This is a genomic window from Pedobacter sp. 22163 (assembly GCF_052045595.1).
In the GTDB taxonomy this organism is placed as follows: Bacteria; Bacteroidota; Bacteroidia; order Sphingobacteriales; family Sphingobacteriaceae; genus Pedobacter.
Genome location: NZ_JBQEPM010000012.1, coordinates 116,566 through 140,388, shown reverse-complemented (window position 1 = coordinate 140,388; position 23,823 = coordinate 116,566). Strand labels below are relative to the sequence as shown.

Annotated in this window: 18 protein-coding genes; 11 read left to right on the top strand and 7 right to left on the bottom strand. The window is 41.1% G+C overall.

Translation table 11 applies throughout. The features are described from left to right. Nucleotides 1-53: 53 nt before the first annotated feature. The 3 genes from ACTJKN_RS24870 to ACTJKN_RS24860 form a co-directional block, all read right to left on the bottom strand. The gene (locus tag ACTJKN_RS24870; protein ID WP_440828346.1) at nucleotides 54-1,076 is read right to left on the bottom strand and encodes a FecR family protein; all 1,023 of its coding nucleotides are present in this window, start codon (nucleotides 1,074-1,076) and stop codon (nucleotides 54-56) included. Between the two features lie 423 nt (nucleotides 1,077-1,499). Continuing rightward, a complete protein-coding gene (locus ACTJKN_RS24865; RefSeq protein WP_440828345.1) occupies nucleotides 1,500-2,090 on the bottom strand; it encodes an RNA polymerase sigma-70 factor in 591 nt (196 codons plus the stop codon). Nucleotides 2,091-2,162: 72 nt separating this feature from the next. Then, on the bottom strand, nucleotides 2,163-3,572 hold the full coding sequence (locus ACTJKN_RS24860) for a S41 family peptidase (protein ID WP_440828344.1): 1,410 nt from the start codon (nucleotides 3,570-3,572) through the stop codon (nucleotides 2,163-2,165). 196 nt (nucleotides 3,573-3,768) lie between these two features. On the opposite strand from ACTJKN_RS24860, the gene ACTJKN_RS24855 reads away from it, so the two are divergent. After that, nucleotides 3,769-4,005 carry a hypothetical protein gene (locus ACTJKN_RS24855; protein WP_440828343.1) on the top strand — a complete coding sequence of 79 codons (237 nt, stop codon included), beginning with the start codon at nucleotides 3,769-3,771 and terminating at the stop codon, nucleotides 4,003-4,005. A 65-nt stretch (nucleotides 4,006-4,070) separates the two neighbouring features. On the opposite strand, the gene ACTJKN_RS24850 is transcribed toward ACTJKN_RS24855, so the two are convergent. Beyond that, a complete protein-coding gene (locus tag ACTJKN_RS24850; protein WP_440828342.1) occupies nucleotides 4,071-4,793 on the bottom strand; it encodes a class I SAM-dependent methyltransferase in 723 nt (240 codons plus the stop codon). Between the two features lie 90 nt (nucleotides 4,794-4,883). Here ACTJKN_RS24850 and ACTJKN_RS24845 point away from each other — a divergent pair, with 90 nt between their 5' ends. The 3 genes from ACTJKN_RS24845 (at nucleotide 4,884) to ACTJKN_RS24835 (ending at nucleotide 8,592) form a co-directional block, all read left to right on the top strand. Further along, complete coding sequence (locus tag ACTJKN_RS24845; protein ID WP_440828341.1) at nucleotides 4,884-5,771, top strand: LysR family transcriptional regulator; 888 nt, start codon at nucleotides 4,884-4,886, stop codon at nucleotides 5,769-5,771. Nucleotides 5,772-6,098: 327 nt separating this feature from the next. Continuing rightward, entirely contained in the window at nucleotides 6,099-7,322 is a 1,224-nt protein-coding gene (locus tag ACTJKN_RS24840; RefSeq protein WP_440828340.1) for a glycoside hydrolase family 88 protein, read from the top strand. A 10-nt stretch (nucleotides 7,323-7,332) separates the two neighbouring features. After that, nucleotides 7,333-8,592 (top strand): DUF2264 domain-containing protein, encoded by a 1,260-nt coding sequence (locus tag ACTJKN_RS24835; protein ID WP_440828339.1) that lies wholly within the window; start codon nucleotides 7,333-7,335, stop codon nucleotides 8,590-8,592. 219 nt (nucleotides 8,593-8,811) lie between these two features. Here ACTJKN_RS24835 and ACTJKN_RS24830 read toward each other — a convergent pair whose 3' ends face one another. Continuing rightward, complete coding sequence (locus tag ACTJKN_RS24830; RefSeq protein WP_440828338.1) at nucleotides 8,812-9,837, bottom strand: AraC family transcriptional regulator ligand-binding domain-containing protein; 1,026 nt, start codon at nucleotides 9,835-9,837, stop codon at nucleotides 8,812-8,814. A gap of 146 nt (nucleotides 9,838-9,983) precedes the next feature. Between ACTJKN_RS24830 and ACTJKN_RS24825 the strand changes: the two genes are divergently transcribed. The 6 genes from ACTJKN_RS24825 (at nucleotide 9,984) to ACTJKN_RS24800 (ending at nucleotide 14,024) form a co-directional block, all read left to right on the top strand. After that, nucleotides 9,984-10,382, top strand: a complete 399-nt coding sequence (locus tag ACTJKN_RS24825; protein WP_440828337.1) for a nuclear transport factor 2 family protein — start codon at nucleotides 9,984-9,986, stop codon at nucleotides 10,380-10,382. A gap of 241 nt (nucleotides 10,383-10,623) precedes the next feature. Then, nucleotides 10,624-10,776: a hypothetical protein gene (locus ACTJKN_RS24820; RefSeq protein ID WP_440828336.1), complete on the top strand. Its 153-nt coding sequence runs from the start codon at nucleotides 10,624-10,626 to the stop codon at nucleotides 10,774-10,776. 174 nt (nucleotides 10,777-10,950) lie between these two features. After that, entirely contained in the window at nucleotides 10,951-11,370 is a 420-nt protein-coding gene (locus ACTJKN_RS24815) for a nuclear transport factor 2 family protein (protein WP_440828335.1), read from the top strand. Nucleotides 11,371-11,519: 149 nt separating this feature from the next. After that, complete coding sequence (locus ACTJKN_RS24810) at nucleotides 11,520-12,425, top strand: helix-turn-helix domain-containing protein (protein ID WP_440828334.1); 906 nt, start codon at nucleotides 11,520-11,522, stop codon at nucleotides 12,423-12,425. Between the two features lie 81 nt (nucleotides 12,426-12,506). Beyond that, on the top strand, nucleotides 12,507-13,508 hold the full coding sequence (locus tag ACTJKN_RS24805; RefSeq protein ID WP_440828333.1) for an aldo/keto reductase: 1,002 nt from the start codon (nucleotides 12,507-12,509) through the stop codon (nucleotides 13,506-13,508). A gap of 375 nt (nucleotides 13,509-13,883) precedes the next feature. Continuing rightward, complete coding sequence (locus tag ACTJKN_RS24800) at nucleotides 13,884-14,024, top strand: hypothetical protein (protein WP_440828332.1); 141 nt, start codon at nucleotides 13,884-13,886, stop codon at nucleotides 14,022-14,024. Nucleotides 14,025-14,312: 288 nt separating this feature from the next. Here the strand turns inward: ACTJKN_RS24800 and ACTJKN_RS24795 are convergent, their stop codons facing one another. Both ACTJKN_RS24795 and ACTJKN_RS24790 read right to left on the bottom strand, forming a co-directional pair. Further along, nucleotides 14,313-16,358, bottom strand: coding sequence for an alpha-glucuronidase (locus ACTJKN_RS24795; protein WP_440828331.1), 2,046 nt, complete (start codon nucleotides 16,356-16,358; stop codon nucleotides 14,313-14,315). Further along, nucleotides 16,359-18,983: a glycoside hydrolase family 3 C-terminal domain-containing protein gene (locus ACTJKN_RS24790; protein WP_440828330.1), complete on the bottom strand. Its 2,625-nt coding sequence runs from the start codon at nucleotides 18,981-18,983 to the stop codon at nucleotides 16,359-16,361. 516 nt (nucleotides 18,984-19,499) lie between these two features. Here ACTJKN_RS24790 and ACTJKN_RS24785 point away from each other — a divergent pair. After that, nucleotides 19,500-23,669 (top strand): hybrid sensor histidine kinase/response regulator transcription factor, encoded by a 4,170-nt coding sequence (locus tag ACTJKN_RS24785; RefSeq protein WP_440828329.1) that lies wholly within the window; start codon nucleotides 19,500-19,502, stop codon nucleotides 23,667-23,669. Nucleotides 23,670-23,823 lie beyond the last annotated feature (154 nt).

Genomic DNA, 23,823 nt, shown 5'->3' with positions numbered 1-23,823 from the left:
TAAATCCGGTAATGTTGCGCATTCCTGCTGCGCCATAAAGTATAGCTAACCTATCATTGGCAGCCCTCCCCCCATACGGTAATTGTTTTAGTGCCTGTATCTATTTTGTATTTCAGGTGTTTCCCACTCATCACATGGAGTTCTTCCATTACGTTGCTTATGCTTTTGTTAGAAAAGGTGGCATTAAACCTGCATTGATTAAGTTTATTGCTCTTTAGCTCAATGTGTACATTGTAATATCTCTCCAATGATTTGAGCATATTTGGTAGCGTTACATCTTTAAAAGCGAAGCTGTTTTTTATCCATGCATTTACTTCTGTTACCCGTTCAGTATGTACCGTATAATTACGTTCCTTTAAATGATAGAATAGTTTCATGCCAGGAGTAAGTAGCGAAAGTTCGTTTAGTTTACCTTGGCTGTTCTCCGAAACCTTCACTTTACCAGTACGCACGGCAACACTAAAGGTTCCATCTTTCGGGTAAGCATAGATATTAAACGAGGTTCCCAAAACCTGTGTCTGCATCTGGCCGCTATGTACAATAAAAGGACTGGTGGTATCGCGTTTTACTTCAAAAAAAGCTTCTCCATCAAGCTGTATATTTCTTAAACTGCCCTTCACAAAATGTGATGGCCAGGTAAGCTTACTTCCGGCACCGAGGTACACAATAGAACTATCAGGTAAAATCAACCTTACTTTCTCGCCTTTTTGAGTGGTTTTACTTAAAAAGGCAATGGCTGTTTGTACAGGTTGTTGTGCTTTTTTATATGCATACCAGCCAAGTGATGCAGAAATGATGACCACAATTGCGGCGGCATATTTTAATAGTGGGAAGAGTGATCGGCTTTTTGGTTGGCGTTCCTCAACTTTATCCCATATCTGTGCCAGTCCCTGAACTGCGGCTAAAGAGTAATCGGTTTCTCCTGTTTGTTTTGTCCAGGCTTTTTCCATTACACGGTGAAATTCAGAATCGGCGTTTGCTGGGTCGGCCAGGTACTCCATCAGGATCTTTTCTTGCTCCGGATTGGTTTTACCTGCTAAGTAATGTTCAAATAGTATTTTAATGTTTTCTTTCACTTTAATGTTTGTAAGCTTTTATGCTGCGCGCTACTGTATATATGCACGAAACCATGGATACAGCTATACAGAAAAATAATTTTTTTAAAATAAAATGTAAGATGCTGTTTAACAGGTAATTAATATTGATATCGGGGGTGAAAATAACAACCAAATGGTCAATTAGCAATAGCTAATCCTTGATTCGTCACCCTGAATTTATTTCAGGGTCTTACTAGCAGAATAGATCCTGGCACGAAGTAGCCATTAGGCCTAAAAATCAATAAGCACAGCTAATAAAACAAATCAGATAGCTATCGGATCAGGAGGACGCGCCGCTTGGATTGCGCCAGAAAAACCTTAATGTCCTTAATTCCTTAATGATGGAAAATGGGTGATGAAAAATAGGAGAGGGAACTTATCTTAACGCTCCACGCCAGCTGGTTAACAAAACAAAACCAATAGAAAAGACAGGATCGTTTCCGGAGAATAAGTGCTAAAATATTTCCGCATTATACCCAATGATTTTTTGAGGTGATTGTTTACCGTGTTTTTCGAGATGCCCATCAACTGCGATATTTCTTCATGCGTATGATGGTCATTTCTACTCATCAGGTATATTTTTTTTACCTGCGGAGAAAGGCTTTCTATTGCTTCCTGTGCAATCTGTTTAGTTTCTTTGGCATTAAGTTCGTCTTCTATAGCATTAAAAGACTGCTCATGCTTAAGGTTTTCGATACTGTAAGCTTGTTCTCTGGCTTTTTTACGGAGTGTAGCGAGGAAATTGTTGCGGATAAGGGTATAAAGAAAGGCATCGAAATTCTTTTGCGGGTCGATCTTTGATCTGTTCTCCCAAAGCCTTACAAAAACATCCTGAGTAAGTTCTTCAGCTTCTTCTTTGCCTCTTGTAAAATGGTAGGCATAACCATATATTTTTTTGCGGTACAGATGGTAAATTTCATTAAAAGCAGCTGAATTGCCGGTTTTTACTGCATTCAGGAGTTTTGCGTTTTTAAAATCTTCCAACTGTTCCATAAGTAGCGGTTATGGGAGGCAAGTTAGCGGTCGCGTTTAAAGTTAATGTTAACACAATGAAAACCTTTTCTATCACCTTAACCGGTGCGTGGTTACAATACTCTGTTGAGCAGACTGCGCCCTCGAATCCATTAAAATATGATCAGCACGAAAGCGCTCGGAAACCACATTATTTATAGCAATCGATGTTTTGATGGCTTTGCCTGTTATCGCAGCGATTGCTGCTTTTACCATGGGATCTGCAGGGTCACCCAGTTGAAGTAAGGGCAAAATACTCATTTCATTGATTGCGATATCGGGGTTGATTCCCGCACTATACCCACCGCTGCCATTTGCATTAAAAAGTTTATAGACAATCGGATGCATTTCCCAGTTCACCTGTTTCGGAATTCTGGCATCAAATATCCTGAATGATGCTTCATCTTTTCCCCTTGTTTTTTCGCCAATTAATATCATCTGAATAAAAGGTTTAAGGTTATTGATCATTACTTCCGAGGCAGATGCCGTGGCGGCTGTTGATAAAATATAAACCCGGCTTAGGCCAAGATTTTGTTGCAAGAGGGTGTTAAAATTTACAGTACCATCAAAAGTAGCTGCAGTACCAATAGATTCTGTTTTGGCTCCTCCATTTTTATTGCCTCTGTAGGTAATAAATGGTTTATCGAACGATACATTTTTAGCGATCATGGCACATATTCCAGCTGCTTCTGCTACCTGACCACCCGCGTTATAACGGAGATCGAGGATAAGTTCGGATACGCCTGCTGCTTTAAAGTTACTGAAAACAGGAGTGAGCGAATTGGCCAAACCCCCATTAAAATCCAGAAAATAGAGGTAACCAATTTTTTTGCCATCGCTTTCTATAACCTTGCTAATCTCCCGTTGATCGAGTATTACACCTTTGCTTAATTCAACAGTGCGGGTATCTGTCCAGGTATTGTTATTCAATTCAGCTAAACCTAAAGAAAAGCGGTCGCTGTTTAAGATTTCGGTTTGTAAAGCCTGTGCATTACTAGCAGTTAAGGTTTTGCCGTTAATTTTACTGATGTAATCTCCGCGTTTTAAACCAGCTCTCGAAGCAGGAGAATCTTTTAATACAACTTTAATGATTCCGATAACTTTTGCGCTGTTTTGGTCGCTTACTGTTGCATAATCAAAACCAAAATTTCTATTGCTTGGTACAGCGGTGCCAGGGTCATTAGGGATACTGATATAGGAGAAGCGATCGGATGAATTGCGGATGGAGTTAAAAAAATCTTTTGGCGATGAACTGAGATTAGGATTGGCGGGCAATTGCTCATTCCAATAATAATAGCGCTTAAGGCTATCGAGTATCCAGGTGTTAATGTTCTCGTTGCTTCCAATTGGATAATCGGGATTTTTATTGCCTTTTTTGCAGGATGGCAGAATGGCTAAAAATAGAATGACAAGATAAATGCTGTAATAAGTTGCTCTTTTTAAGTGTGTTATGGGATTTGTCATCGCCTTTCCTAATTTAGATTTAGGAACAAACTTAAAGCTACTATTGTTAACCCGAGATTAATTTTTAAAGTGGACTTATCTATCGCGTATAGCCTAAAAAGAAAAGGTTTCCTTTGTTAACTTATCATTATAAGATCGGTTAATCTTAACATAACAATAATTAAATGTTAGCTTTTTATAGTGTTAACTTTGCACTGTGAATTTTCCGCTCTATATCTATTACGAACTGCTGATCCGTTTATCTGAAATTGAATCCGAAATCGGTCATTATGTATCCTCAACCGCAAATGAAGAAGTTTGCATATTGCGCACCACAAACGGTAAAGTAAATGTTCCGGTTAACTTTTTAAAGCGACAGTCCGAAGATCCAAATATGATCAATAAAGACGAATTAGTAACATTAAGTAAGGGTTTTAAGCCTGGCGATGAGTAATTCGGCAGGTGGTCAATAAGGGAAGATTATGCCAGGTAGTGATTGCATAACCTGGCATAATCGTTTTATTTTATTGCTCCAAAAGCTGCAAAATAAGAGTTTTTATGCAGGATCTCGGTAACGCTGAAACCAACTTTTTGCAACAAAGCCAGTTGATAGTTTAAAGAGCGTGGGGTATCTTCATATTCAATATAATCAAATACCTTTTGCTTATATGCTGTACCACCAAGTGTTTCAAGGTAGGCCCCGTATTGATCTTGAAAAAGGTTATCGATCAAAACTGAATCGTGCGCAATGAGGTCTGAAATCCAGATACTGCCTCCAGGCTTTAAGGCCCTGTAAACTTTAGTAAAAACAAGTTCCCAATCGGCATCGGTACGCAAATGATGAAATGTTGCAGCAGCAAGTATAATATCGAAATGATTATCGGGTAAATTAAGGTTACGCATATCGTCCTGTATAACGGTTACTGTTCCGGTAGTTTGTACCGACACCCTATCTCTTGCGCGTTCCAGCATCGGTAAACTCAAATCGTTAAGTGTGCAGTTAAGGTTTGCGATTTTACTGAGCATTTTTAATGTGTAATTCCCCGCACCACATCCAATATCCAACAGTTCTTTTGCATTTGGATTAATATATTTGGCCGCTCCGGTGCAAAGCTCCATGGTAAGCGGTGCATCGATGGTAGTTTGTTGTCCACTCTCTAAGTTCGAGAAACGTTCTACATCGTGATCAAACCTTGTCTTAATTTCTTCATTTGTTGCCTTATGCGAATAATCTTTATCCATTGCTTGTTTTTTTTGTAAAGTTAGTGCTGTTGATCATATTTGTAAAATATCAATTTTAGCATAAAACGATACCTATTAAGTATTATAAATATGGAGCTCAGACATTTGTTGTATTTTAAAACTGTTGCAGAAGAACTTCATTTTACTAAAGCAGCAACCAAACTTTTTATCTCGCAGCCTCCTTTAAGCAGGCAGATTAAAGAACTGGAAGAAGAACTCGAAGTACAATTGTTTACCAGGAGTAATAAGCGGGTTGCATTAACAAATGCCGGAAAGTATTTTAAGGCTGAAGTAGATGCCATGTTTGCCAAACTGGAAGAGAATAAAGAAGTGGTTCGTAAAATTCATGAAGGCGTTAGCGGCGAATTAAAGATTGGCTACATCAGTTCGGTTTATCAATCGCACCTGGCAGAAATTTTAAAATTAATGCACCAGGAATTTCCCTACCTGAAAACGAGTTTATTCGAAGTGCCCACACTTGCTCAAATTAAAGAGCTGGAACATGGTGGTTTAGATGTGGGGATTTTAAGAGCCCCCGTTTTATCGGAAAAATTGAAAGTAGAATCTTTGTTTTTTGATCCATTTGTGGTGGTTATTCCTTTAACGGATCAAAAAATTAATGGTCAGGACGAACTTGCCGGTTTTTTGAAGAAAAGCCCGTTTATATTCTTTAATAAAGATTTTGCGCCTCAGTATAACGAGAAACTTATGGAAATTTGCCAGCGGATGGGCTTTAGTCCCGATATAACCCACGAGGCCAATAATGTACACTCCATATTACAATTGGTAGAAGCAGGCCTGGGGGTATCTATTTTGCCATCGTCGTTAAAAAAGCAATATGCACAGTTGAAAGTATCTTTTATTGAATTTGATGCTATTCCGGTTAACACAGAGGTGGTACTGGCTTATAAAGAATCGAATAAAAACCCCGCATTAACCTGGTTTATTAAACATTATGCTGAGTTGAAAATCAATTGATTTTCAATAATAAGCATAACGAAATCCAGTGCAATCAATATAATCCGTTGATCAAAGACTAATGAAAAAGGCTGTTCTCCGATGGGAGGCAGTCGTTTTTACAGATTTCAAATCTTATAGCCGCTCATTGGGCATTATTTTTCAAAAGAAACGGTCAACTGCCTAAAACACCGTCAGTAAAATGGATTGTCGTAAAATTAACCTTAAAAAAGCAGTTGATTTCCGATTTTCTACCCTATCATTTCCGATTTTCACCTCTTTTAAACTTGTAAAAGTACAAATTTGCCGCAACCAAGATCAAAAGCCTATGTTAAGGCTTAACACAAAATGAATTATATAAGTTTACCTAACCTATTGAAGAAATTATTGTTCGCCATATGTTTTCTGGTTACAGCAGTAATTGCTCATGCACAAGAGGCAGCTGATGAAAAAAAAGCAATGAAAAATCTGCTCAACAGGCAATTTCAATTTGCACAGAAACAGTATCAGTTACTGGCCAAAAACACACCGGCAGACCGCATGCCGAAAACCTATTATGCAAAAAATAATAAACTGGAAACGAGCGATACCAAATGGTGGTGCAGTGGTTTTTATCCAGGTTCGCTACTTTACATTTACGAATACACCAAAGATTTAGGTACCTTAAAAGAGGCAGAAAAACGCCTTGCTGCACTAGAAAAGGAGAAACACTATACCGGAAACCACGATTTAGGTTTCATGATGTTCTGTAGTTTCGGCAATGCCTACCGCATTACAGGTAATGCGCGATATAAACCAACCATCGATACAGCTGCAGCTTCGCTTGCCACGCGCTACCGCCCGGCTGCTAAAGTAATCCAATCATGGAACAGCAGTAAACAATGGAAAGGCCCTGTTATTATTGACAATATGATGAACCTGGAGTTGTTGGCATGGGTGTCTGCTCATGGTGGCGATCCGAAATACAGAGAAATTGCCATCAACCATGCCGATACTTCACTTAAAAACCATTTCAGATCAAACTATAGTTCCTACCATGTAGTAGATTACGACATGACCACAGGCAAAGTACTTAAAAGAGGTACGGCCCAGGGCGCATTTGACGAATCGGCCTGGAGCCGCGGCCAGGGCTGGGGATTATACGGTTATACCATGATGTACCGCTTTACCAGGAACAAACATTATCTTAATCAGGCAAAAAACATCGCGAAATTTATCATCAATCATCCAAATATGCCTGCCGATCAGGTTCCATACTGGGACTTTAACGCACCGAACATTCCAGGTACTTATCGTGATGCTTCTGCCGCTGCGGTTATTGCCTCTGGTTTGTTGGAATTAGGACAATACGCAACAAAAAGCGAACGAAAATTATATGTGGGCGAAGCAAAAAAAATGATTATTTCACTTTCATCTGATGCGTATACTGCAAAGCCGGGTGAAAACGGCGGGTTTTTACTGATGCACAGTACCGGGGCCTTACCCCTTAAATCAGAAGTCGACGTTCCGCTAAGCTACGCCGATTATTACTATCTCGAGGCGCTGATGCGCTACAAAAACTGGTATTTATAACACACACAAAATGGAAAGAAGAAAATTTATAGGCGCATTGTCGTTAACCGGCGTATTTGGGCTGTTTAATCCTAACGAAGTTTTATCCGCTGCAAAAACTAATAACAGTACAAGTCCTCAATCAAAAAACGACAGAGAATATTGGTATAAACTGCTGTATAAAATTGCCAGTCCCGTTGTTTCTAATTTAGCCAATGGAACTTTGATTAAAAATATGCCAGTGGTTACGGCACCGAAATTCGACTCCAGAACACCTGCTGTATCGTATTTGGAAGCTGTTGGCCGTACCTATGCCGGAATTGCACCATGGCTTTCGTTGCCTGATGATACCACAACCGAAGGTGTTTTAAGAAATAAGCTGAAATTACAGGCCATTCAGGGATTGGATAGCTGTTTTGCGACAAACAGTCCTGATAAACTAAATTTTACCAAGGATTACCAGCCGATTGTTGATTCAGCCTACCTGGCACAAACATTTTTAAGAGCACCTAAAGCCCTATGGGAACCGTTAAAGCCCGAAACAAAACACGAAATTATTGCTTCGTTTAAATCGTTGAGGAACAGAAAGCCCTTTAAAAATAACTGGCTGTTATTTGGTTCTATCACCGAAGCCTTTTTATTATCGATTGGCGAACCACACGATGAGAGCCGCTTAAATGAGGGGGTAGATACCTTAAACGCATGGTATAAAGGAGATGGTTGGTATGGTGATGGCATAAACATGGCTTTTGATTATTACAACTCTTTTGTAATCCACCCGATGATGGTGGATACACTTGCGGTTATGCTCGATAAAAAGTTAATCAAAAAAGAACGGTATGATCTTGCCGTAAAAAGGATGCAGCGTTACGTAGTAGGGCAAGAGCGAATGATTTCTCCTGAAGGAACCTACCCACCAATTGGGCGTTCGATTACCTATAGAACAGGTGCTTTTCAGGCTTTAAGCCAAATTGCTTTGATGCATAAGTTACCGGCCACTATTCAGCCTGCTCAAGTGCGTTCTGCCTTAACTAAAGTAAAACAGAATATGTACGAGATCCCTGGGACTTTTGACTCAAAAGGATGGTTACAGCTTGGTTTTTGCGGGCATGATCCGGAAATAGCAGATTATTATACCTCTACAGGTAGTTTGTATATGGCTACATTATCGTTCCTTCCTTTGGGTTTGCCTGCTAGCGACGAATTTTGGGCCGCACCTTCTGCAGCGTGGACATCAAAAAAAGCCTGGGCAGCAAAACCATTCGCCAAAGATTATCATGTAGATTTTTAACCTTCCTTAATAGAAATCGATTGTTTTATCGACCAGAGCACAGCGGAATGGAAAAAAGATGATATCCAGAAAATTATAAAGGGAGGAATATAAAATATGGGTACAACAGCAGTTGGCCATTACACCCATATTTACACAGATTGTTCTCCTAAAGATAACATCGGGCAGCCAACCACCCACATCACATGGGCTGGGCCTTCAAAGATCGGTTCTTTTTGGTTAGGTTTTTTTACTGCGAGAGGAGCATTTTTTTTGATAATCAGTGGGTGCCGTCCCTGTCCATCGTTTAAATGCACGTATAAATGCGCTTACTTCATTGTAGCCAAGCATGGTAGATATTTCTTTTATCTGAAGAGAATCATCTTTCAAATACATTAAAGCAAGGTTTTTACGGGCTTCATCAGCTAGCTGCTGAAAATTGATCTCCTCATTTTTTAATTTACGCTGGAGCGTACGCGGACTGAGGTTAAAGTTACATGCAATATCTTCCAGGGAGACCATTTTTAGATAAGAGTTTGACCATATGTAATTATAGATGCGCTTTTTTAATGCCTGGTCAGATACATGCGTATTTTGCCAGAGGCCCTCTTCCAAAAGCAGAACTTGCTGATGCTCGTGTTTTGATCTTATAATTCTTTCATTCCAGTAGGCAATATCAAATGAGATTTGGGTGGTTTTTGCATTTATTTCAGGCCTGCAACGAAGTACACGCTCATATTCCACAAGGTTATCCACCGATCTTGCGAAGCTCACCGAACTTGGGTACAGCTTTTTAAACAATAACCCGTCAAGTTCGTGTATAACCAGAACCATTAAAAGGTCAACAGTTTGTATTTCAGTTATATCTTGAGCCCAATCCCGGTTGGCCGCTACAAATGTTATCGAAAAATGATGGTCATCCCTGAAAATTCTGAGTTCTACCGATGCCGAGATGATTTGGGCCAACGGAGCAGCATTAGTTACCGCTTCACCCACTGTTCTGCTCGTTTTTATTATTTCTCCGACAATTCCCAATGCCTGTAGCTGTAAGGATTCCCCAAAATGAAGACCGAACAAGTTATCTCTGGTCATAGATACGGCATTAAACCAGGCATCATCGATCTGTTTAGCCGTAAGCGGATTTTTTGATGCTGTCAGTTCGTCTATGGTAATGTTTGAGGCGCGGAGCAATTTTTCTGCCGATATGTCTCGTTGAACTGCATAACCAATCAGTTTTGATATGAAATTTTTAATCTGGTCTTCCATAGTAGATAAATACTTGAAGCTAAAATATCAATATAGAAAGGAATAAAAATAATTTGACGGAAAAAGATAGCTTAATGTCGTTTAATGGTAATCTTAACTTCAGTTGAAGCTGCGAACTTTGGTTCAGATACTAAAAAGAAAATATTATGGAAAATCAATCAAAACAAACAGTGATAGAATTTTTGACCTCGGTTAAAGCGGTCGATCTTGAAAAAATTGGCCAACTGTTGTCTCCTGAGGTAAATTGGTCGCAGCCTGGCAGCAACGAGATCTCAGGCCTAAAGCGTTCACAGCAGGAGGTATTCGAAATGGTAGGTAAGATGTTCGAGATTTCCGGTAACACATTACAGTTGGATGATTATCATTCAATTAGCTTAAACGGTAACCGGGTTGCATGCCTGTTGCATTGGATGGCAGAGAAACCCTCTGGAGAAAAACTCGACGTTTACAATATAGATATTTACGCGGTTGAGCATGGTAAAATCTGTAATGTAGAAATTTTTTCTGCTGACCAGGTGCAGGAGGATGGCTTCTGGACAAGCTAAGAGCCTGTTTAAATTTTTATAACAAATATTATGGCCTTTGCTGTCACACTGAGGGATAATTTATTGTATAAAAATCAATATAAATGACGTTTAAATTTCAGGCGGTATATAATTCCCCTCTTTTAGAGGGGTGTCCGCAGGACGGGGTGTTTTATTCGTCCTGGCCGGACAGGCTTCTTTCTTTTTGGTGTCAAAAAGACCAGCGCAGCTAGCTTGAATGCCGTTGAAAACATAAAGCCCCATGAAAAAACAAAAAACACCGGCTGAAAATTTTTCTTTTGAAGCTAGTGGGTTGGCTTGGGCAGTGCGCTCCGAAAAATTTGTTAGGCCGGATTTAAGTGGAACGGGGATATGGTGCTGTGGCCTAGCTGGATGGAAATGCGATATCGGCTAAAATATTGATTAATACTTGTTTATGAAATAACCTCTATGGTAGCCTAGTCGATTGCTTTATTAATGCGTAGAAATGGTCTTCGACTACGCTCTCCACAGGAGTCCTTTGGACAGACTGATATGCGAAATAATTTTATTTAATTTTTAAACAGGCTCTAAGTAAACTTTAAAATAGATGAAAGCAACTGAATCTTACAGCCCCATCGATGTAGTCTTGAGTTATTATTCTGCATTAGGTGAACGTAACATCGAAAAGATAATAGCAATGTTCCCGGAAGAGCTTGATTGGTATGTTCCTGGCGACGAAACAATCGCGCCCTGGCTGGGCGCCCGAAATACCTGTGATCAGGTACGGGAATTTTTTGAACTATTATGGCAAAATACAGAAGCCGTTTCTGCAATGATTGATCATATAGCCGTTGTTGGAAATGTAGTGATCAGTTCGGGAAATTTTGTAACGCGGATGGTGAAAACAAACAAAGTTTATAAATCACTGTTTTTCACAGAAATAAACATAGTGGAGGGGCTGATCGTTAAATACCGACTGTTGGAAGATACTTTGGGTTTAGTAAGGGCTTTGGATGATGGGTTGTGAAAAATACAATCTATTGATCGCTCTTCCATCAAACAGATGGTTAATTAATGCTGATGAGCAGGTTATTTTAGGGCCTTCTGGATTGGCGGTCGGAGTTAATCAATTTGGTTGATGCGAGGTATATTGTTTGATTTTTATAAATTTACTGTATGAAACAAGCAGAGACCGTTATCGATTTTTACAACAGGCTGCCAGACCATGCGCCTATAGATGTTCCGCTCAACAATGCCGGCATTGGCCACATCAACGTATTCACGAGAGATAACTGCGCCGTGGCAAGCCCATACAGTCGTCGCGATTTTTATAAGGTTTCACTTATCATTGGTAAGGGAAAAATCTATTATGCAGATAAGTGGATACAGATTGACCGACCTGCACTGCTATTTTCAAACCCTATTGTGCCTTATTCCTGGGAAGCAGACTCAGATCAGCAGTCGGGCTGGTATTGTCTTTTTACCGAAGATTTCATTCAGCATAGTGAACGGGTAAATAACCTGCGCGATTCGCCTTTGTTTAAGGTTGGCTGTAATCCGGTGTTCTTTCCGGATGAAGTTCAATTGCGCGAAATTTCGGCTATATTCCAAAAGATGCAGGCAGAAATGCACTCCACTTATCCGCACAAGTACGATGTATTGCGTAGCTATTTGCACCTGTTGATTCATGAGGCGATGAAAAATAATCCGGCCACAAATTTTCATACCTATGCCAATGCCTCTTCAAGGGTTTCTGCTTTATTTCTTGAACTGCTGGAAAGACAGTTTCCAATTGATTCTCCTACGCTTACACTCAAACTGAAAAACCCTGCCGATTATGCCGACGCTTTATCCGTACACATCAATCACCTCAACCGTTCTGTAAAAGAGGTTACCGGTAAGACTACAACTGCTCATATCGCTGCCCGGATCGTTAAAGAGGCTAAGGCACTCTTGCAGCATACCGACTGGAATATCGGCGATGTGGCCTATAGCCTGGGCTTCGAATACCCTTCATATTTTACACTGTTCTTCAAAAAACACACCGGTTCAGCACCTACTAAACTGAGAGAGATTGTTTGAATATTATAACGATCTGTTTGATGCTTATAAGTCGCGGTTTTGCTTTCTTGTCTACATTTGAGTGAACAAAATCTGATCAAAATGAAATATAGAAATTTAGGAACAACCGGCGAAAAACTGTCTGCACTTGGCTTAGGCTGCATGGGCATGAGTTTTGCGTACGGACCTACAGACGACAAAGAAAGTTTAGCGACGCTTGAAAAAGCACTTGATCTTGGGATCAATTTTTGGGATACGGCCGATATGTATGCAAATGGAGCAAATGAAGAACTCATTTCTAAGGTACTCGTACCTAACCGCAACAAGGTATTTATTGCAACTAAATTTGGGTTCCGTTTTAAAGATGGAATTGCCGGCCCCAGCAGTGCAACGGGAACCTATTTTGATGGTTCTCCCGCCTGGATGAAAGTTGCTGTTGAACAGAGTCTGAAACGATTGAAAATTGATACTATAGATCTCTACTATGCTCATCGGGTTGACCCGAACGTTCCGATTGAAGAAACCGTTGGTGCGATGGCCGATCTGGTAAGAGCTGGAAAGGTACGCTATCTTGGACTGAGTGAGGCTTCTGTTGCTTCTTTACGCAAAGCACATGCTGAGCATCCGATTGCTGCGCTGCAGAGTGAGTACTCGTTGCTTACAAGGGATGTGGAAAATGGGATATTGCAGACAACCCGTGAGCTTGGCATTTCACTTGTGCCTTATTCTCCGCTGGCGCGGGGACTGGTTACCAATACACTCGATGTAAATATCCTGGCTGACGATGATTTTAGAAGAACCCTGCCACGTTACCAGCAGGAAAATATTACCGGTAACAATAGGCTCATAGCTGAATTTGCTGCACTGGCAGGTATCAAGGGTTGTACACCTGCACAGCTTGCCCTGGCATGGGTGCTGGCACAGGGCGAAGATATTATCCCGATTCCAGGCACGAAAAAGAGAAAATACCTGGAAGATAATGTAGGTGCGATTGAAGTTGAACTGACAGGTGATGACCTGACAGCGATTGATGAACTGATTAAGCGATATCCTATAACTGGCGAGCGTTATAGTGAAGGCGCAATGAAGATGGTTAACCACTAACGGACCTTCTATAACAAGCCCCTCTTGTGCTGGTGCGAGTTTTTAACTCGTACCAATATAAAAAAGCCATAGTTCTAAAATTTAGAAAATCGCAATCCTAACTTTCATAATTTTCGATACACAATAATCCGGTTGAGGCAGGCTTTGTAATAGAAGATTACCATTGGAAGTATAGTAGTGCAATAGATTTTTCTGGAGAAAGGGGTTTGTTAGAAATTGATATAATTTAACTTAATTTGGATACGAGCTACAAGCTCGCACCAGCTTGGGGGGCTCTACTTGTTTTCAAAGGCTGGGCAGCAGAATAGCAATAATAAAAACTTTCAGGTTTGGAGACAGGATAACCATCCTATCGAACTAGATCCACATCTAAATATGTTTGAAGAACGAATTGATTATCTTCATAATAATCCAGTTGAGGCAGGACTGGTGGCAAATGCAGCTGACTATTTATATAGTAGCGCTATAGATTATGGAGGAGGAAAAGGATTGATAGATATTGATTTGTTGATTTAATGAAAAGCACAAGTCAGGCCTTTGCTTATGCCAGGGCGCTAAGACTTGCGCTAGATGGGATTGATAGATATTGATTTGTTGATTTAATGAAAAGCACAAGTCAGGCCCTTGCTTGTGCCGGGGCACTAAGACTTGCGCTAGATGGGATGGAGGAGGAAAAGGATTGATAGATATTGATTTGTTGATTTAATGAAAAGCACAAGTCAGGCCTTTGCTTTTGCCGGGGCGCTAAGACTTGCGCTAGATGCGGCATCACCGGATTTTTTGGTTTTGTTTTGATAAAACAGACTATTCATAGTCCTTACTTTTGGTCAGCTTTTTTAAAGTATCCAATTCATATATCGGGCGTTCCAACTCGTAAGGAATTTCCCGTTTGCTAAACTGCTGGAAATATAACAAACAGGCATCCTTCCAAACCTGTGCATCACGGCTTTGGATCTTGAGTTTGGATTGCACGGATTTGAACCGCTCATCATCAACCAAGCCCTTGGTACTGTCCCAAATGCGCTGGAACGCACGAACACGTTGCAAACCCGAATCGTAACGATAACAAAGCGCTGCCCAAAGGTCGTTTCCATTTTTAAGTTTATAAGTCCATGGTACATGGTGAAACCACAACAAATATTCTTCCGGACAACTTTCCAGGCTGTTAAATGTAGATCGGAGTGGTTCATGGTACTGTTCAACGGCATTGCTGCCTGTACTGCTTCTGTTAAAACCCACTCCTAAAAGGTCTGCATTGTGGTAATATACCGAGGTCCAGTCGGCCCTGATGGCTTTATTCGAGAACCATGGGGCAGGCCCGTAATGGTGGCCTTCAGCAAAAATGTGGTGCAATCCTAAAGGCATCATATAATTCACAGCCGCTTCTCTGCTCTGCATCATCATCTCTTTTATCGGTTTTACCAGGGTTCGCTCCATTTTCTTTTCCATGGGACTTAAAAAAGTTTGCCTAATCCATTCATCCGCAATATCTTCACTCTTAAGTTTATTGTCCCAGGCAAGCCTGCCGAAAGCGTACCAATTGGCCTGCGCAAAAATATGCCCGGTCCAATTCCGCTCCAGGCCAATATTGGATACCCCCGCAATTGCACTGAAGGTTCGTTTATCCAATGTTCCATCTGTACAGGCCGCTACAGTGCTGCCCTTACCGTTTCGGTAGGTATCGCTTTGTAAACATTCTTCCCAAAGGGTAGACAAGAAAACCAGGTGATTCGACCAGCCCAGATACTCCTGCGTGATCTGAAACTCTGGCATCACAGGGGTTTTAATCATAGCCCCGAATAAGGGACTGAATGGCTCTCGGGGCTGAAAATCAAGTGGTCCGTTTTTGATCTGGACAATTACATTTTTCTTGAATTTACCATCAAATTTTAAAAACTCATTATAGGCTTGTTTGGTACGGTCCTCATTACTTGGTTGATATACAAAGGCACGCCACATTACAATCCCTCCAAAAGGGGAGAGCGCATCAGCCATCATATTGGCACCATCAACGTGTGTCCTTCCGAAATTTTGAGGGCCAGGTTGCCCTTCGCTATTGGCTTTTACAAGGAATCCTCCAAAATCAGGAATAAGTGAATAAATTTCTTTGGCCTTAGTTGCCCACCATTGCCTAACGGCAGGAACAAGAGGATCGGCGGTTTTAAGTTTTCCAACCGTAACGGGTGAGGAAAAGTTGACCGATAAATAGACCTTTAAACCATACGGGCGCAGTACTGTGGCAATAGCCTTAACCTTTTGAAGATAGGCTGTGGTGAGGATTTTTGCCGAAGCGTTTACGTTGTTGAGTACTGTGCCATTTATGCCTATTGAGGCATTGGCTCTAGCGTATTCTTTGTACAAAGCGATATCTGCCTCACTAAGTTTAAGCGAAGAATCGCCCTGCCTCCAAAATATCGAGCCACCGGCATACCCGCGTTCTACAGAACCATCCAGATTATCCCAATGGTTAAGAATTCTTCTTGAATAGGAGGGATTGGATGCATAATTTTGATCAGACTTTCCTAAATACTGCCTTCTAAGGAGCTCGTAGCTTCCATAGAGGATCCCCAGATCCGTTTTAGCGGCAATTTTGTTGCCTTCCAAACGAAATCCATCATCGGTAATCGAGCCATCTTTAACAAAATCAAATTTTAGTTCTGCGCCATCTTTTCCCAGCCACCCGTTTTTAATTTCTTGTACAGCAATGCTTAATACCGGCGACTTTCTCGGTGATACCACCTTTACCTGCTTTGTAGCGGTATGGCGGAGCCAAAGTTGGTGTCCGTCTTCAGCCTTCAGAAAATGGCTAGTAGCTGTAATGATAATCAATAGCAGGCTAATCTTTTTCATCTAGTTGATTATTAGTTTTCGGGTTACAATATTACCGCTTGTTTTCAGCTTCTCATCGGGCTGGCTTCCACCAATCGATAATGTGATCTCGCCTTTTAGTGGTCTTTTTGTCCCTTTATCATCAATATAACTAAGTTCATCAGGTGATAATTTAAAATGAACAAGTTTGCTTTCACCTGGTGCCAGGCTAACCCTTTGATATCCCTTAAGGGCTTTTTTAGCTGATTTGATTTTTAGATTGTTGTGCATCAAATACAACTGGGCAACCTCGTCGCTTTGCATTTTACCGGTATTGGTGATCTTTACAGATAAACTTGTTCCTTTGCCTGATTTAAGGTTTGAAGGTAGGATAAAGTTGTGATAATAGAATGTAGAATAGCTTAATCCATATCCAAATCCGAAAAGAGGTGTGCCTTTGAAATACCTATAAGTTCGATTCTCCATATTATAATCATTAAAATCTTTCAGATCCCCGTCACTCTTATAAAAGGTTACCGGAAGTCTTCCTGAAGGGCTGTAATCACCGAACAACAAATCAGCTACCGCAGTTCCCGCCGATTGGCCACCGTACCAGGCATTAACAATGGCGGGTATATTTTCGGCTTCCCATGGAATAGCGATGGCACTTCCTGTCATCATCACAAAAACAACTGGCTTGCCACTTGATTTTAAAGCTTTCATTAGTGAGGTTTGCGCCTGGGGAAGCATGATAGAGGTTCTGTCGCCACCATTGAAACCAGGTACATTTACTTGCATTTCTTCACCTTCAAGCTGCGGAGAAATGCCGCCCACGAATATAAATGCATCTGCATCGCGATGGCGTGCAACCAGCTCAGTAAAATCTGTGCGGCCAAAGGTACCTCCAGCAAAGCGGACCTTTGCTCCACCCTCACCCTGCCAGTATTCCATTTCAATTTTGTATGTAGAATCTTTTGAAACAGGAATTTTATACGTTTTAGCGCCCCACCTGTTTTTAGACCAGGCATCTAAAACTTTTTGCCCGTTTACCTTTAAACGGTAGCCATCATCCCCATCTACTTCAAAGGTAATTTCTTCTGACTTTAAAGCTTTAAACACCGTGCTAAACCGGGCAGAAAAATGGTTTGCAGCCAAACCTTCGCCGATTTGCTGGCCCTCTTGCCAGTTGTGGTTTATTGATTCTTCGAACCGCGTTAAAAAAGGTGCTCCCTGCAGTTCTATACCCTTGTAATATTCGGCCTTGAAACCCTTGTGGCCATCTGCGGTTAATTGGTGCTCTAAATTTCTATAATGTAGAATTGTATCGCTCGCAAACGAAATTGCCTGCTCATATATCACCTCTGTTTGATTTCCCAATTTATCTTTTATGCCCTGAAGAACCGTTGTAATGGTTGAGGGGATACCATTGTAATTTCCAAGCACCGAAATATCATTATTGGCATTCGGACCAAGCACCACCAGTTTCTTTAGATTCTTTTTCAGCGGAAGTGTGTTGGATTCGTTTTTTAACAGAACCATCGATGCCCTTGCCATTTTAAGTGCATGCGCTTTGTGGGCACTGTTTTCTAAAACTGTTATTGGTGTATTGGCGTATTTTACCATCGAAGGCGGATCGAACATGCCGAGTCTGAACCGGATCATGAACAGTCTTTTTACCGATACATCAATATCTTTTTCTGTAATAATACCGTTTTTAACCGCAGTTAGTAAAGCTTTATAAGCATCAGTTCCACAGTCCAGGTCCGTTCCATGAAAAACGGCATCAGCCGAAGCACTTGCTGCGTCTTTGTGGGTTTTGTGATTTTTGAAGAAATCATCAATGGCCCAGCAATCTGAAGTAACATAACCCTTAAACCCCCATTTCTTTCTTAAAATATCGGTCATTAAAAGATCGCTGCCACAACATGGTTGTCCTTGGAATGCGTTATAAGCACACATCACTCCGGCAACTTCCGATTTCGTAACTAGTTTTTCAAATGCTGGCAAATAAGTGTCCCAAAGATCAAAGGCACTAACATCTGCATTGAATACGTGGCGTAAAGGCTCCGGTCCGCTGTGAACAGCATAATGCTTCGCACAAGCAGCCGCTTTCAGGTACTTTGGGTCATCGCCCTGCAAACCCCTTACAAATGCATCTCCAAGTGTAGCGGTTAAATAAGGATCCTCTCCATAGGTTTCCTGACCGCGTCCCCATCTTGGGTCTCTAAAGATATTGATATTGGGTGTCCAATAGGTTAATCCCAGATAGCGTTCATTCGTACGGCCAAGCGCAACCGCCTTGTTGTAAATTGCCCGCCCTTCCAAAGCAGAGTAGTCTGCCATTTTACCCAGCGCTGCAGGATCGAACATGGCCGCCATAGCAATGGCCTGGGGATATACGGTTACCTTAAAGGGCGTTCTTGCAACCCCGTGCAATGTTTCATTCCACCAATCGTAAGCCGGAATTTTTAATCTTGGAATTGCAGGTGCTGAATTAAGCATCTGAAAAACTTTTTCCTCAAGTGTTAATCTGGACACCAGATCTTCAACCCTTTTATCAAAAGGTAATTTGTAATCTTCAAATGGATATTCCTGTGCCTGAATCGGACTGGTAATGTGCAGAAGAGCTAACGTGGTAAATATGGTTAAAAAGAATAATCGTCTCATATATTTGGTTTTCTTAACTTTTGCAAGTTCCAAATAGTTTGACTTCGGGAGGTGTACATTTGGATAAAAACCTATGACAAATGTTTCGATCTGGTTGTTTGGGCCCTTTAAATTTTATTTCACCTGATGAATTAGGACGAACATTGGGGGATCTTGAACATTTATTGCTGTAATTTTCACAATTGACTTAACGCTCATCAGATAATCAGGTTATTTTAGCTTGAATTCGGAAATCTTGGGCGAAAACCAGGTGCACTGATTAAATAACCAGATATGTTCAGCTCTGGGTGCTACCTACCTAACTGATAAACAAATAGATAATATGGGCCATAGCTTTACTTACAGGGTGATCAAAATTTCCCTGTTGTCATATCTTCACCCGGTTAAAATGTTTGCCATGCGCTGCAGCGGGTCAGCCAGTTTGGTTACGCGGGATTTTGGTTTTCTAGAAGGCAGGGGAAACGGGCCTGTCCAGGCCCGATATCAGTATTACTACTCAGATCAAAAAATAAAGCCATGATTTTTAAATCTGCTTTTAATAAAATATTCCTGTGCTTTGCGGTCTCACTTCTGATTTCCCCAGTAAAAGACTACGCGCAACAGCAAAAAATAAATTTCACATCACTGCAGATAAAAGATGGCTTATCATCCAACACAGTTAATGCGATAATAAAAGACCACTTTGGTTTTATGTGGTTTGGCACAGAGGACGGACTGAATAAATACGACGGCAGCAACTTCACCGTTTATAAGTTTAATGAAAATGATCCGACAAGCCTGCGGTCCAATGATATCAGGGCTTTACATGAGGACAGTTCGGGTAACCTATGGGTTGGGAGCTCTTTGGGGTCTTTGAGTTTATTTGACCGTAAAAACAATTCCTTCATCACCTATCCTGCCAATGTAGCGGGCGGGCTTAGCAGCGATCTTATTCATGCTGTGACTACAGACCATTTAGGCCATGTTTGGGTAGCAACTTATAATGGACTTGATGAGCTGGATCCAAAAACAAATAAGATCACCAATCACATCAGGCAAACCCCTAACAGAAAATCTTCAGCTCAATTATCTTTTAACTGTCTGTTAGAAGATAGTAAGAACAGATTGTGGATCGGATCAAATAATGGCGTGTATCTTTATGACCGGAAAGAAAAGGCTTTCAAGATTTATCGCCACAGCCCCTCTGATGCGTCCACTCCGATCAGTAACGAGATCAACACGATCTGTGAGGATAAATCGGGAAATATCTGGTTTGGTACCGCGAGGGGAATATGCAGGAAATTGCCTGACCAGAGTGGATTCAGTGCTTTTGTTTACAGCGCCGGTGACCTCAATGCACTTGCCAGTAGCAGGGTGATCAGTCTGGCAATAGATAAAAACAATCAATTATGGGCAGGTACTGATGATGGACTGAAAATTATTGATCTCAATAGTGCCACTATTACATTCTACAGGCCAAACTACAGAGATTTCTATTCGCTCACGGGCAAATCGATCAGCAGTATTTATATTGATGACGGGATCTACTGGCTGGGCCCGTTTCATGGCGGGATAAGTAAATATGATTCCAATCTGAATCTTTTTAACTTAAAGCAAAGCAATATTTACGATCCCAATGGTTTGAGTGCATCTGTAATCACTTCTTTCGCACAGTACAGGGATGAAATATTTGTGGGCACAGATGGTGGCGGACTAAATCTTTTCAATCCGCGTACCGAGCTGATAAAAAGGTTCAATGCCAGATTGCCTGATGGAAGTGCAATGAACAATATTTCCATAATAGCCATGGCCATCACCAAAGAAAAAAAACTGCTCATGGGAACCTATTCAAACGGTTTAGTATCTATGGATCTGTTAACGGATAAGCTATTGCAGATTAAACGCTCCACCAAAACCAACGGGCTGAATTCGAATGACGTTTTTTGCTTAAAAGAAGACAAGACAGGTAAAATCTGGGTAGGAACCAATGGAGGCGGAGTAAACCTGATGACCCCGGATGCTAAAGTCGTTTTGAAATACTGCAAGAACCCCCAGGCGCCCAACGAGGTGGATTTCCCGGGGAATAATTTCATCAGGTTTATAGAAGAAGATGATCAAAATAATATGTGGATAGGCACTTATGGGTCAGGAATATCTATACTTGATCAGTTTACCCATAAATTTTCGGTTCTGAACAAAAAAAACAATAACCTGCCGAATGATCTCACGCTGTCGATATTAAAGGACCGGTCAGGCAATTTATGGGTCGGAACTTTTAGTGGGGGGCTAAGTCTATATGATCGTAATAAGAACAGGTTCATCAACTTCTCCAAAAAAAATGGATTGAACAACGCTACAGTGTATGCTATAGTAGAAGACTTAAAGGGGCTGATCTGGGTAAGTACCAATAAAGGCATCAGCAGTTTTGATCCCAGAACAAAAGTATTTACGAACTACACGGTTTATAATGGTGTTCAGAACAACAATTTTATCCGTGGTGCAGGGATGCGAACTGCCGGAGGTGAGATCTATTTTGGAGGGGCCGCTGGCTTCAATTATTTTAACCCGAGATTCTTTAAAAAAAACAGAAGTGTTCCCTCGGTGATCTTTACTGATCTCAAGGTTTCAAACTCATCGGTGCTGCCAGGCAAGGCCAGCCCGATCCAGGAGCATATATCCATTGCCAAGAGCATTCACCTGGAGTATAAACAGAGTTTCACGCTCAGCTATGTCAGCATCAATTACACCGTCCCTGAGGATAATCAGTATTTTTATAGATTAGAAGGGTTTGACAAGGATTGGATAAAGGCAGGCTCTACAAAATCGGTGTCCTATACCAATCTTGATCCAGGAGAATATGTCTTTCATGTTAAAGCAAACAACAGTAATGGCATCTGGAATGCCTCAGAAACTTCCATCGCCATTGATGTTAGCCCTCCGTTCTGGAAAACCACATATGCTTATATTTTTTATATCCTCAGCATTGTCGGTACGCTTTTCTATATACGGCATCTGGGGATCCAGAAACTCAAAAGAAAGTTTGCCCTTGTTCAGGAAAAAATGAAGGCAGAGCAGCGCTTAGCGCAGCATCGTAAAGAAGCCGAACAGTTAAGGGCACTGGATAAACTCAAAATCAAGTTTCTTACAAATCTCAGCCATGAGTTCAGGACCCCGCTTTCACTCATTATGGGTCCTGTAGATAAGCTGATTGCCGAACAGCCTGATCAGCATATTGCCAATCCCTTATTGATGATCAAGCGCAATACAAGGCGGTTATTAAACCTGGTTAACCAGATACTGGATTTCAGAAAAATCGAAGACCGGGAGCTTACCTTAAATGCTGTTGAAACAGATATCGTTTCTTTCATCAAAGAGGTTCTTGAATCATTCAACGATCTGAGCGAACGAAAGCAGATACAGTTGGTGTTCAAAAGTCAATTAAGCTATTTTAATGCACCTTTTGATCATGATAAGATCGAAAGGGTGCTGTTTAATCTTTTATCCAATGCATTCAAATTTACCCCGGTTGGTGGGGAGATTTCAGTTGGGCTGGAGAAGGTTACACTGCCCGGCGCAGCACATGCAGCAACGCTGATTATTACAGTTACCGATTCGGGCATAGGCATTTCAGAAACGGATCAGGAAAGAATCTTTCAACGCTTTTTCCAGGCAGGTGGAATAGCGCCCATCTTGAATCAGGGAAGTGGCATAGGTCTTTCAATTGCACAGGAATTTGTGAAACTACATGGCGGAAAAATCGCTGTACGGAGTAAGGTTGGTCAGGGAAGTGTTTTCACCATCGAAATCCCGTTCTCAAATGTTCGGTCTGCAGCCGAATTGATGATCGATTTTTCGGATGCTGCAGATAAGGGCAGACCGGAGTTGAACGCCACCATATCCGGACCGGATCGGGATACAGATATCCCTTCTATTTTACTAGTGGAAGACAATGAGGATTTTCGTTCCTATCTTAAAGATGGACTGCAGTCTTTCTATAGGATATACGAGGCCGGCAACGGACAGGAAGGGTGGCAAAAAACGCTGTCGAACCATCCTCAGGTAATTGTGAGTGATATCAACATGCCTTATATGAGCGGGATAGAACTATGTAAAAAAGTTAAATCAGATAAACGGACCAATCACATTCCAATCATATTACTAACCGCCTTAACCGGGGAAGAAGAACAGATAAAAGGCCTGGAAACCGGTGCAAACGATTATCTCACCAAGCCGTTCAACTTCGAGATCTTAAATGCAAAGATTAAAAACCTGCTTTCCCTCAACAAAAGACTCAAAGACACTTATAGTAAACAGATCAAGGTGGAGGCAACAGCGGTAACAATCGAATCACACAGCGACCGTTTGTTCAAGAAAGTGGCAGTTTATATTGATGATAATTTAAACAACCCTAAACTATCGGTAGAAGACCTAAGCAAACATGTAGGTATGAGCAGAGGTTCACTGTATCATAAAATACTCGAATTAACAGGGCTTTCGCCAATTGAATATATCCGGTCGGTTAAACTTGATAAGGCGGCTGTTTTATTGGAAAAAAGTGATTTGAATGTTTCGCAAATTGCTTACATGGTTGGATTTGCTACGCCTAATTATTTTGCCAAGTCATTTAAAGCAAAATTTAATATGCAGCCTTCCGAATACATTAGCGTTAAAAGAAAAGTGGAGGATCGTTTGGTAAAAGAAAGTTGAACATGCATTTAACCCCAAAGTAGGTGAAAAATACAGCCGATGAACATATTTTCTATTATAATAATCAAATCTTCCTATAAAAAAACAACAGATGCGGTAGCTTCGCTAAACCAAATATATGAGGAATGGTAAATAAAAGCCAGATAGTACACTT